The sequence below is a fragment of the Sulfurovum sp. genome (genome assembly GCF_041551015.1).
Classification (GTDB): Bacteria; Campylobacterota; Campylobacteria; order Campylobacterales; family Sulfurovaceae; genus Sulfurovum.
Window position 1 is genome coordinate 1 of the sequence record NZ_JBFENQ010000047.1, and the last position, 11,550, is coordinate 11,550.

General features: G+C 37.0%; 12 protein-coding genes. 2 read left to right on the plus strand and 10 right to left on the minus strand.

What is annotated here, in order from left to right; genetic code table 11:
- The coding region (locus ABZC96_RS04575; RefSeq protein WP_373029406.1) for a protein adenylyltransferase SelO family protein at positions 1-998 on the minus strand (998 nt) is incomplete at its 3' end.
- An 86-nt stretch (positions 999-1,084) separates the two neighbouring features.
- On the opposite strand from ABZC96_RS04575, the gene ABZC96_RS04580 reads away from it, so the two are divergent.
- The gene (locus ABZC96_RS04580; protein WP_373029407.1) at positions 1,085-1,822 is read left to right on the plus strand and encodes a YebC/PmpR family DNA-binding transcriptional regulator; all 738 of its coding nucleotides are present in this window, start codon (positions 1,085-1,087) and stop codon (positions 1,820-1,822) included.
- A gap of 79 nt (positions 1,823-1,901) precedes the next feature.
- Here the strand turns inward: ABZC96_RS04580 and ABZC96_RS04585 are convergent, their stop codons facing one another.
- The 9 genes from ABZC96_RS04585 to lolA all read right to left on the minus strand — a co-directional run bounded on the left by ABZC96_RS04585 (position 1,902) and on the right by lolA (position 8,722).
- Entirely contained in the window at positions 1,902-2,039 is a 138-nt protein-coding gene (locus tag ABZC96_RS04585; protein ID WP_373029409.1) for a hypothetical protein, read from the minus strand.
- Positions 2,040-2,096: 57 nt separating this feature from the next.
- Complete coding sequence (locus tag ABZC96_RS04590; protein WP_373029411.1) at positions 2,097-2,234, minus strand: hypothetical protein; 138 nt, start codon at positions 2,232-2,234, stop codon at positions 2,097-2,099.
- A 124-nt stretch (positions 2,235-2,358) separates the two neighbouring features.
- Positions 2,359-3,957, minus strand: coding sequence for an ABC-F family ATP-binding cassette domain-containing protein (locus tag ABZC96_RS04595; RefSeq protein WP_373029412.1), 1,599 nt, complete (start codon positions 3,955-3,957; stop codon positions 2,359-2,361).
- Positions 3,958-4,067: 110 nt separating this feature from the next.
- Entirely contained in the window at positions 4,068-4,676 is a 609-nt protein-coding gene (locus ABZC96_RS04600; protein WP_373029413.1) for a TPM domain-containing protein, read from the minus strand.
- Positions 4,676-5,521, minus strand: coding sequence for a YgcG family protein (locus ABZC96_RS04605; protein WP_373029414.1), 846 nt, complete (start codon positions 5,519-5,521; stop codon positions 4,676-4,678). The genes ABZC96_RS04600 and ABZC96_RS04605 overlap by 1 nt, the downstream gene beginning before the upstream one ends.
- 7 nt (positions 5,522-5,528) lie before the next feature.
- Positions 5,529-6,119 (minus strand): LemA family protein, encoded by a 591-nt coding sequence (locus ABZC96_RS04610; RefSeq protein WP_373029416.1) that lies wholly within the window; start codon positions 6,117-6,119, stop codon positions 5,529-5,531.
- 69 nt (positions 6,120-6,188) lie between these two features.
- Positions 6,189-6,539, minus strand: coding sequence for an arsenate reductase (glutaredoxin) (arsC, locus tag ABZC96_RS04615; RefSeq protein WP_373029417.1), 351 nt, complete (start codon positions 6,537-6,539; stop codon positions 6,189-6,191).
- A 108-nt stretch (positions 6,540-6,647) separates the two neighbouring features.
- The gene (rmuC, locus tag ABZC96_RS04620; RefSeq protein ID WP_373029419.1) at positions 6,648-8,198 is read right to left on the minus strand and encodes a DNA recombination protein RmuC; all 1,551 of its coding nucleotides are present in this window, start codon (positions 8,196-8,198) and stop codon (positions 6,648-6,650) included.
- Between the two features lie 2 nt (positions 8,199-8,200).
- Positions 8,201-8,722 carry a LolA-like outer membrane lipoprotein chaperone gene (gene lolA / locus ABZC96_RS04625; protein ID WP_373029421.1) on the minus strand — a complete coding sequence of 174 codons (522 nt, stop codon included), beginning with the start codon at positions 8,720-8,722 and terminating at the stop codon, positions 8,201-8,203.
- A gap of 181 nt (positions 8,723-8,903) precedes the next feature.
- Between lolA and secA the strand changes: the two genes are divergently transcribed.
- Positions 8,904-11,543: a preprotein translocase subunit SecA gene (secA, locus tag ABZC96_RS04630; protein WP_373029423.1), complete on the plus strand. Its 2,640-nt coding sequence runs from the start codon at positions 8,904-8,906 to the stop codon at positions 11,541-11,543.
- The last annotated feature ends 7 nt before the right edge of the window (positions 11,544-11,550 follow it).

The following is an 11,550-nucleotide window of genomic DNA, read 5'->3' on the forward strand; positions in this document are numbered from 1 at the left end:
AGTTTTTTACACATATAGTAGTGGTAATACCTTATATAGATCTTATCATACATAGCCAAGTTCTTTTCCATCTTCTCTATAGTAGATAAAGGGCTAAGTGCCATCATAAGTGCTCGAAGATTCCATTTACCTATCTGTGGTTGATTTGCAAAACTGTAGCGTCCGTTTACATCTGTATGGTTACATACATTGTCATGACGAAAGTCATCTAAAAATGCATAAGGTCCATAGTCTATAGTCAATCCCGCTATGGACATATTGTCTGTATTCATTACACCATGGTTAAAACCAACTGACATCCATTGCGCCATCAGTCTGGCCGTGATGATCATGACATCATTAAAGAGCAGTGTATAGCGATTCTCTTTACCCTTGATATGCGGAAAGTTCTCATCTATGACATAATCAGCCAAAGCTTCTAGTTCTTTGAACAAACCTTGGTTAGCATAGTATTCAAAAGTACCAAAACGTACCCATGAGGTGCTGACACGGCAGACCATAGCAGCTTTTTCTATCGTCTCTCGCCGTACATTATGGTCTGAACCTATGATGCCTAAACAAAGCGTACTTGGGATACTCAGTCCCTGCATCGCTTCACTCATGAGATACTCTCTAATGCTTGAACGCAATACTGCACGTCCATCACCATGACGGGAATACTCAGTCATTCCAGCACCTTTAAGTTGCATATGGTACTTGTCTATCGTACCTATGTTGATCGCTCTTCCGTCACCAAGTCTGGGTACATAATGCCCAAACTGATGCCCCGCATAACACATAGCAAAAGTATCTGATCCTTCTACTTCATGCTGACCATTGAGAAACTTTACAAACGCTTCACTCTCCAGCTCACTTTCATCGATGTCAAGTACTTTTGCTACATCCTTGTTCGCATGTATAAGATGGGGTTTTATAAGAGGCGTTGGTGTCACTCTATCGTAACACTCATCTGATAGCTCTAAGTATGGATTGGTTAGTTTTAATTCATTTAATTTCATGCTTGCATTCTACACACCATGGCTTTGATGCTACTTAAGCCAAATAGGAGTATAATCACACAATTAAATTTGTAAGGAATATCACTATGGGTAGAGCGTTTGAATACCGTAAAGCAGCGAAAATGAAAAGATGGGGAACCATGTCAAGAGTTTTCCCTAAATTAGGAAAGATCATTACCATGGCAGCTAAAGAAGGCGGTCAAGATCCAGACATGAACCCTAAACTTCGTACGGCTATTCTCAATGCAAAAGCGCAAAATATGCCTAAAGACAATATCGATGCAGCGATCAAAAGAGCATCAGCTAAAGATGCTGCAGATATTAAAGAATTGACGTACGATGTCAAAGCTGTACATGGTGTGCAGATGATCGTAGAGTGTGCTACAGACAACAATACAAGAACGGTTGCAAATGTAAAAGCTATTCTTACTAGAAACGGTGGAGAGATGCTTACATCCGGTTCTCTAAACTTTATGTTTACCCGTAAATGTGTTTTTGTATTTAACAAAACGGATGATATGGACCTCGAAGAGTTAGAACTTGAACTTATTGACTTTGGGTTAGAAGAGATAGAAGAAGATGTAGAACCTCAAGAAAATGGTGATGACATCAATATTATAAGAGTTTACGGTGATTTTACTGCATTTGGTGAACTTAGCAAAGCATTGGAAGACATGAAAATAGAAGTAAAAAAAGCGACATTAGAGTACATCGCCAATACACCTGTAGAGCTCAATGACGAACAGATGGAAGAGATAGATACACTCATCGACAAACTCGAAGATGATGAAGATGTACAAGCTGTTTATACAAACATTGCCTAATATAATATATTGTGTTGATTTGAAGTAGGAGGCATATCCTAAATAGAAGATATGCCTCAGGGAAGAATAAAATTATCTATTAATAAAATGTCATTAATAGGTGCGGAGAAGACTCAGGAATATTCACTCCCGCAGTGTCAGACTGTGCCATGTGATGTGCTGATGCACTTGACGCCAAACCGATAGCCAATAGTAATATTGTTGTTAATTTTTTCATATTAAATCCTTTTAGTTTTATTATAATGTTGTTGATTGAATCCGTAGATCAGAAAATTTATTCGAATACTAAATCAAGATGACCTGAAGTTGATGACATATTTCCACCTGCATTATCTGACGGTGATGGATGATGTGCTGATACACTTGATGCCAATCCAGCTGCTAAAAGTAATAGTGTTATTAATCTTTTCATTTGAATCCTTTCTATTTAAAGATGAGGAATTATAAAAGATAAGTGTGAAGATAGTGTGAAGATATATCATTTATATCTTATGCAGTGATTACAGCCCAAAAGCTGTAATCAGTTAGAGAGAAAGTTAGTGTGCTCCGTGTTGCTCCACAAACTCTTCATAGCCACCCTCGAAATCGATCACCGTTCCATCTTCATTGAGCTTAATGATACGATTTGCAAAAGCATCGATGAGTTCTCTATCATGTGAGACACAGATCACACCGCCTTGGTAATTATGTAAAGCTTCACCTAATGCAACGATAGCCTCAAGATCAAGGTGGTTGTTTGGTTCATCCATCACCAAGAAGTTCGAAGAGTCCATCATGATCTTAGAAAGCATTACACGGTGTTTTTCACCACCTGAACATGCATTAATCTTCTTTTTCTGTTCTTCTCCTGAGAAGAGCATACGACCCAGTGTTTTTCTTATATCATCAATATGCCATTTTTGGTCAAATCCCTGTATCCATTGTGGTAACTCTTCATCACCTACTACCAAGTCTGTAGTGTTCTGCGGGAAGTAACTGTGTGTGATAGTCTGTCCCCATTTAAAGGTACCACTATCTGCCTCTGTCTCTCCCATAAGAATTTTAAGAAGTGTTGTCTTACCTACACCATTGGTACCTATAAGGGCTATTTTATCGCCTTTGTTTATCTTAAATGTAAGATTTTCAAATACTTTTTCACCATCATAGCTCTTAGAAAGACCTTCAACTTCAAGTACTTCATTACCGATCTCTCTATGTGCTTTGAACATGATAGACGGATCACGGCGTGATGAGAGTTTTATGGCTTGAACATCTAATTTATCTAATTGTTTTTGTCTTGATGTTGCCTGCTTTGCTTTAGAGGCATTTGCAGAAAATCTCGCAATAAAGCCTTCAAGTTCTTCTTTCTCTTTTAATGCTTTACTTCTATCTGTTTCAGCTTGTTTAGCAATGAGATTTGCCGCGATATACCATTCATCATAGTTTCCGGTGAACTCACGTATATTTTGAAAATCAAGGTCAAGGATGTGTGTCACAACACCATTTAGAAAGTGTCTATCGTGAGAAATAACAAGTAGTGTACCTTCATGACGTTTAAGTTCATTTTCTAACCAAGAGATCGTTTCCATATCCAGGTTGTTCGTAGGCTCATCAAGTAACAATACATCTGGTTTCAAGAAAAGTACCTGTGCCAGTAAGATCTTGAACTTGTCACCACCTGTAAGTGAAGACATAAGATCATCATGTTGTGATGCAGGAAAACCTAGAGCTTCAAGCAGTTTTTCTATCTTTACATCAGATTCATAGGTAGGATCTTCATCTGCACAGATCATTTCAAGTTCAGCTAGACGGTTATTGACAGCATCATCTTCAAAGTCACCCTCCATGTAGAGTTTCTCTTTCTCTTTTTGTGCATCAAAAAGTTTTTTGTTTCCATAAAGTACGGCATCTTTAAGGGTATAATCTTCAAAAGCATACTGGTTTTGACTAAGCATACCCAGTTTCAATCCTGGCTGAAGCTGTACTTCACCATCACTTTGTTCTATCTCTCCTGCAAGTATCTTCATAAATGTAGACTTTCCTGCTCCGTTTGCTCCTATGAGCCCATAACGTTTACCTGCATCTAAAGTGATATTGATCTTATCAAAAAGCACTCTTTTCCCATAGCGCTGTGTTAAATTTACTGTACTAAGCAAGTCTAATCCTTATATATTTATATCTATTTAGTTAGTGGGATTTTAGCATAATGTTCTGAAAGTGTACAAAAACGTATGTATCTGTCCAAATATCAGACTGAGAGGATATGTTAAACGATAATTAGATCATTAGGTAGAATATCATGATGTTCTGAAGAAGGAAAAGTTTCAATGAGTTTGTTGGAACACATCTCAATGGCATCAAGGTAACCTTCTCCAAAATTACCTTCTTTAACCTTTTGTGTAAAATGATGTACAACTGTTTCTAAGAATTCATTATCTATCTTTTCACTTACACCACTGTCTACAATAATTTCTACATATTTTTCTTTGATGCTCACAAAAAATAAAACTGCCTGATGATTAGATGTTTGATGAAGGCCTTGTATAACAAACTGTTTGTGTGCATTATGTGATGCTCTTTTGTGTTTGACTGATTTAGGAATGAGTAGATATTTGATATAAGAATTTTGAACAATTAACAAAGTCACAGCAAATAAAAGTAATTGAATATTATAGATATTTTCAAGATTAGTAACAGAAAAAAAAGTAAAATGAAACATAGGATACATTAAAGAAAATACCGCAGCATACATGATAGGTATAAACGTATACTCATCACTCTTTTGTGTGATCATAGCAACCAATTCACAAGAGCTTTTTTCTTCGACCTCTTTTATTTTTGATTTTATCTTTTTCTGCATCATTTGATTAATCATTACCAACTCCCACTAGCTCCACCCCCGCCAAAACTTCCTCCAAATCCGGAAAAACCATCACTGCTACTGCTGCTATCACCCCATGAGCTACTACCATAATCAAAACCGCTTCTATTTCTCTTATCATAAAAAAATGTCACTAAGAAGACAATCACTGACAACATTAAAGAAAAATAAATGATGTGAAAGATGATCCAGGATACTATTCCCACAACACTTGAAGAAGTAAGACTGATAAGTAATTTATTAACACCATTTTCCTCATCGATAGTACGTGATATAATCAACCACAATAATGAACCAATGAAGAAAAAAGTAAAGATCAAATAAGAAGAACTGAAAGATGATGATACAGGAGTAGCTTTATATTCTCCGGCAATTGATGCGATGATAGAATCGATACCTTGGTTTATTCCTTCATAAAACTTTTTTTGTTTAAATGCTGGTATGATCTTATTTTGAATAATATCATGTGCTCTTGCATCAGGAAGTACACCTTCTAAACCATACCCTACTTCGATACGTACTTTTCTATCATCTTTGGATACGATAAGCAAAACACCATTATTCTTATTTTTTTGCCCGATTTTCCAATGACGGCCCAGTTGATACCCATACTCTGAAATTTCATATCCGCCTAGGTCTTTTAATATAACTACAACTATCTGATTGGTTGTTTTAGCTTCATGCTCTTTTAATTTTGTGATTAAAGTTGCTGTCTGATCGGAAGTCAATATCCCGGCAGTATCCACAACCCTATCGGTTAATACCGGAAAATTCGGTACAGCAAATAATATGATAGGTATCACAAACCATACTAAAAATGCTGTAGATAGTTTTTTCATCTTTATCTTAGAATTTCACTTCTGGTGTAGATTGTTCAGCTGGTGATGCAGAGAAAGTTTGTTTTACTTCAGCATCAGGATACAAAAAAGCTGCTACCCATCGACCAGGAATTGTACGTAATTCAACATTATAAACTTTTACTGCAGCAATATAATCTCTACGTGCAACTGAAATTCTATTTTCCGTTCCTTCGAGTTGTGTTTGAAGTGCTAAAAAGTTTTTATCTGCTTTTAAATCAGGATATCGTTCACTTACCATCATTAATTTATTTAAGGCAGAACTTAAAGCATCTTGCGCTTTTTCAAATGCCGCAAAAGCATTTGGATCATTCAATACTTCTGGTGTCACAGTAAGCTGTCCCACTTTACTGCGTGCTTTAGTCACTTCTGTAAATACTTCTTTTTCATGTGCAGCGTATCCCTTAACAGTCGATACTAAATTTGGAATCAAATCAGCTCTTCTTTTATATTGATTTTGTACTTGAGACCAAGATTCTTTTACATTTTCATCATAGGTTGGTACTCTATTCATATGCAGCACAAAGAAATATACAACTGCTACTGTAATCAAACCAACTATCACACCAAACTTTTTCATCATTTTCCTTTTACTTTTTTAACTTCATATTTAATGTTGAAAATTATATCTTATTTATTTATTTATCTTTTAATTCAAGATCTCCACAATATTTTCAAGAGGACGGCCAATAGCAGCTTTACCGTCTTTCATAACGATAGGTCTTTCTATCAGCTTAGGATTTTCTACCATAGCCTCTATAAGTTTATCTTCATCTGTAACCTCTTTGAGGTTTAACTCTTTATAAATGTCCTCTTTTGTGCGCATTAGCTCTCTTGCTGTTATACCCAGCATTTTAAGTACTGCTGTTAATTCTTCTTTTGTTGGAGGCGTATCTAGGTATTTGACTACTTCTGCATCAATGCCTTTTTCTTCTAAAAGTGCTGCTGCGTTTCTTGATTTAGAGCATCTTGGGTTATGCCATATGGTTACATTTGCCATAGTATTTTCCTTTATTATGTAATTTAACTATTTTTTATCAGACTGGTAACAACTCTATTGTCTTTACCTTCATACTCAACTTATATTTTTATGTACGTTATCTTCTGTCTAGTCATCCTTGTCACCGTTTAACTCTTTGGGTATATTTTTATTGGTCTGAGCACCCAACTCTTTCAGCTGTTCTACTTGTCTTACAAGATTTCCTTTCCCGTCACTCAACTTGTTTCGTGCTGCAGAAAAACTGCTCTGAATCCCGTCAATTTGTTTGGAGATCTTCATAAGGTCTTCAGAGAAACCGACAAACTTGTCATACATAGCACCTGCCCTTCTGGCTATCTCTTGGGCATTTTGGTTTTGACGTTCATATTTCCAAACATTTTCCACGGCTCTCATCGCTACAAGTAACGTTGTCGGTCCAACAAGAAGTATCTTATTTTTAAAGGCATTGTCATAAATGCTGCTGTCATGTTCCAGGGCTACTGCCAATGCACCCTCTATAGGCATGAACATAAAGATAAAATCTAAGGTATTGACCTCTTTTAGACGCTCATAGTTCTTATTGGAGAGTCCCTCAACATGTGCCCTGATAGAATTTAAGTGTGTTGCAAGATGCAGTGCTCTTGCATCATCATCTCCAGCATTCACAAAACGTTCATAGGCTACAAGCGACGTTTTAGCATCAATGATAACATCTCTATTGTCAGGTAAATGCACTACTACATCAGGTCGCAAAATTTCATTTTCGTCTGTACGGAGACTTACTTCACGTTCAAATTCAAACCCTTTACGGAGTCCTGAAGCTTCCAATACATTTTCAAGTACCATTTCACCCCAAACTCCCTGCTGTTTGCTATCTCCTTTAAGGGCATTGGTGAGATTAATAGCATCTTTACTTATTTTTTTATTGAGCTCTTTAAGTGAATTGATTTCATTTTTCAACACTGCCCTGTCTTGACTCTCAGTATTGTAAGTGTCCGCTACTTGTTTTTTAAACTCTGTGATCTGTGTTTGAAGCGGTTTTATCATGTTGTCCAGGTTTTCTTTTGAGAACTCTGCAAACTTCTGAGAATTTCCATCAAAAACTTTTTTAGCCAGAGCTTCTAACTCATCTTTGATCTCTTTTTTATGGCTGAGCATCATCTCTTTCTGAGACATTGCATGTCGCTCTTCACTTTCAAGTTTCATCAATAATCGTGCATTGTTTGTACGGTATCGGCTGTTGTCTTCAAGTATGCTATCCTGTCGTTCTTTGAGAGTGTTATGTTCCTCTAACAATGCTGTATGTATCTCTTCTGCACTCTCAAGTTTAGCCTTGATCTGACTTAGCTCTTTTTCCAATTCATTATGTTTATTCTGTAGGGATAGCAGTGTTTGATTGGTGGAGTTCAGTCTCTCTTTCGTCTCTTCAAATTGTTGTAACTCCTGTTCATTACTTGCATTTTTGATCTTATAGGCTTGGAGTTCATGCTCCAAGGCAGAGATGTATTCTGTTTTCTCTTTGTTATCAACCTTTGTATTCCAAAATCTGTCTTTATAAACTTTGATTTTCATAGCTGATACAATAACAATAAGCACAATAACCAGAAGTACAACCAATGCTAAACCTACCATCAGCATCAAAGTAGAGTCATTTTGTATCTTTAACAATAACTCTTGCATATTTATCCTTGTATCATGTCATAGTTTTTAGGATAGTTACACTTCATACTTTGCGTAGGTAGATTTCCTTTTCCGTATTTCATGTGCTTAAAGACTATCTGAACTTTGTTATCTAGATCATCATAATAAGCGATACTGTGAAGTTTTTGTTTAGTGTCAACCTGAATCGTATATTGTTTATTTTCATACTCTGCTACATAGATATTTTCACTGTACAGTTTTGCTTTTTTTAATATCTTGGCGATATCTATGCCATTTGATATACGATAAACAGACACCTGTTCCAGATCATGGTCTACTACAAGCAGTTCCAGCCCGTTGCTACATACCTCTTTTTGTGTCGGTTCTTTATAACTCCATTTAAAAAGTCTTTCATTTGAAAAACGTACTTTTCCACGGTAGGTAATCACTTTTTCTTTTGTATTTGTTATTTTCTGTGTAAAATCTGCTTGAAAATTTTCTGGTAATTCTACGTTGGCAGACAGCGCAGAAAATGCCAATAATAATAACGATAATAGTCTCATTCTTTTTCCTTTTATAACTTGAAATATACCAAAATAGCACTTGTATAGTGTTAATATCTGTCATATTGTCATAAAATTGTGAGGTAAGCGTGTGAAGCGTTCATCCTTTCTTCTTTCCTAACGGAATATTAATCACTATTTAGATAAAATAATTCCAATTTATGCAAAGGCAAAATCTACAATGATAAAAAGCGTACTCAAACTCTTTGGCACACAAAATGACAAGATCGTAAAGAACTATCTCAAAAAAGTAAAAAATATCAATATACTTGAATCTCATTATGAAGCAATGGATGATGAATCACTCAAAGCTGCATTTGAAACACTTAAAAATGAAGTGCAAAGTGGTACTAAAACATTAAATGATGTACTTTATGACTCTTTTGCTATCACTAGAGAAGCTGCAAAACGTGCTTTAGGCATGAGACATTATGATGTACAGATGGTGGGGGGGCTGGTACTCAACGACGGTAACATCGCAGAGATGAAAACAGGTGAAGGTAAAACACTCGTAGCAACACTTGCTGTAGTCCTCAATGCTATGACCGGTAAAGGTGTACATGTCGTGACAGTCAATGACTACCTTGCAAAAAGAGACTCAGAAGAGATGGGTAAACTCTATGAATTCCTAGGCTACAGTGTAGGATGTATCACAACAGATATACATAATGATATGGGTAGAAAAGCACAATACGATGCAGATATCACCTATGGAACAAACAACGAATATGGTTTTGACTACCTTCGTGACAACATGAAAGTAAGAGCCGAAGAGAAAGTGCAACGTGAACACCATTATGCCATCGTGGATGAAGTAGACTCCATCCTCATTGACGAAGCCAGAACACCGCTGATCATCTCAGGACCTACACAACGTGATCACAACCATTATGCCAAAGCGGATGCTATCGCTAAACAGATGGTACGTGGAGAAAAGATAGAAACAAAACCGGGAGAACCGGAGCAAACTACTGGTGATTTCATCGTTGATGAAAAGAACAGAACGATCATCATGACAGAAGACGGGTTACAAAAAGCACAAGACCTCTTTGAAGTCGAAAATCTTTATAGTCTTGAAAATGCTGTACTTTCTCATCACCTTGACCAAGCGCTCAAAGCACACTATATCTTTGAAAAAGATGTCGACTATGTCGTACAAAACAATGAGATCATTATCGTTGATGAATTTACAGGAAGACTCTCTGAAGGACGTAGATATTCAGAAGGTCTACACCAAGCACTTGAAGCCAAAGAAGGCGTGGAAGTTCAGGAAGAGTCACAAACTCTGGCTGAGATCACGTATCAAAACTACTTTAGACTCTATGAAAAGCTTGCCGGTATGACAGGTACAGCACAAACTGAAGCCACTGAATTTTCTCAGATCTATAGCCTTGATGTTATCTCTATTCCTACCAATGTTCCTGTCGCTAGATTAGACAAAAATGACCTTATCTACAACACGGAACGTGAAAAAATGGATGCTGTGGTAAGAAGAGTGAAAGAACTCAATGAAAAAGGACAGCCTGTACTCATAGGTACAGCTTCCATTGAAAAATCTGAAATGATCCATGAGAGACTGAAAAAAGAGAAGATCGTTCATAATATACTCAATGCTAAAAATCATGCACAAGAAGCAGAGATCATCATAAATGCTGGACAAAAAGGTGCGGTGACCGTTGCAACAAACATGGCAGGACGTGGAGTTGACATCAAGATAGATGATGAAGTTAGAGGTCTTGGCGGACTGATGATACTTGGTACAGAGCGTCACGAGAGTAGACGTATTGACAACCAGCTCAGAGGACGTTCCGGACGTCAAGGTGATCCGGGAGAAAGTCAGTTCTTCCTTAGTCTGGATGACAATCTTCTTCGTATCTTTGGTGGAGAGAAGATCAGAAACATCATGAACAGACTTGGTGTAGAAGATGGTGAATACATCGACTCTAAGATCGTTACACGTTCTGTAGAGAAAGCACAGAAAAAAGTAGAGAACCAACACTATGAATCAAGAAAACATATCTTGGAATATGATGATGTGGCCAATCACCAAAGAAAAGCGATCTATGCATTTAGAAATCAACTCCTTGATCCGAAGTTTGACATTGCTGTCAAGATCAAAGAGAATCGTGCAGAATACATAGACCATCTTTTAACAGAAGCTGAAATTTTTTCAGGTATGCCGACAGAAGATTTTGATGTAGAGAGACTTGCTGCATTGATCAAAGAAGAGCTGCGTATAGAAGTTCAAAGTGAACAGTTCAAAGACAAAGAGCTAGAAGATATCCATTCTATGATCACCGAAATGATGGAGAACCTCTACGAACGCAAAATGTCTCAGATCGATCCGGAACAAAGACAAGAGATAGAACGTATCTTATACCTTCAAGTGCTTGATCCTCAATGGAGAGACCACCTTTATGAAATGGATGTACTCAAAACAGGTATTGGACTTAGAGGATATAATCAAAAAGACCCATTGACTGAGTACAAACAAGACAGTTATAAACTCTTTACAGACCTCGTAAGCCGTATCAAACTAGAGGCCGTGAAGGTACTTCAGCTTGTGCAGTTTGACTTTGAGTCTCCTGAGGAAGAGGAAGCTGCAGTTGAGCACATCAGAGAAGAGTTAGAGAGCGATATAGTAAATGCAACACTTAATCAGTCTTATGAAGAAGGTGTCATTGTTGAAGATTCATCAAAACTAAAGCCTATCACAGGATCGAAAAAACCTAAAAGAAATGATCCGTGTCCATGCGGATCAGGTAAAAAATATAAAAACTGTTGTGGACAGAGCGGACCTAAAAAAGGTCTCTTGGCATAATGTCCAC

What these genes read in the sequence shown, in the direction of transcription:
- ABZC96_RS04585 (WP_373029409.1), bottom strand. Translation starts at nt 2,039, where the DNA reads ATGAAAAAATTAACAACAATATTACTATTGGCTATCGGTTTGGCGTCA.
- ABZC96_RS04600 (WP_373029413.1), bottom strand. Translation starts at nt 4,676, where the DNA reads ATGATTAATCAAATGATGCAGAAAAAGATAAAATCAAAAATAAAAGAG.
- ABZC96_RS04590 (WP_373029411.1), bottom strand. Translation starts at nt 2,234, where the DNA reads ATGAAAAGATTAATAACACTATTACTTTTAGCAGCTGGATTGGCATCA.
- secA (WP_373029423.1), top strand. Translation starts at nt 8,904, where the DNA reads ATGATAAAAAGCGTACTCAAACTCTTTGGCACACAAAATGACAAGATC.
- ABZC96_RS04605 (WP_373029414.1), bottom strand. Translation starts at nt 5,521, where the DNA reads ATGAAAAAACTATCTACAGCATTTTTAGTATGGTTTGTGATACCTATC.
- ABZC96_RS04580 (WP_373029407.1), top strand. Translation starts at nt 1,085, where the DNA reads ATGGGTAGAGCGTTTGAATACCGTAAAGCAGCGAAAATGAAAAGATGG.
- arsC (WP_373029417.1), bottom strand. Translation starts at nt 6,539, where the DNA reads ATGGCAAATGTAACCATATGGCATAACCCAAGATGCTCTAAATCAAGA.
- ABZC96_RS04610 (WP_373029416.1), bottom strand. Translation starts at nt 6,119, where the DNA reads ATGAAAAAGTTTGGTGTGATAGTTGGTTTGATTACAGTAGCAGTTGTA.
- lolA (WP_373029421.1), bottom strand. Translation starts at nt 8,722, where the DNA reads ATGAGACTATTATCGTTATTATTATTGGCATTTTCTGCGCTGTCTGCC.
- rmuC (WP_373029419.1), bottom strand. Translation starts at nt 8,198, where the DNA reads ATGCAAGAGTTATTGTTAAAGATACAAAATGACTCTACTTTGATGCTG.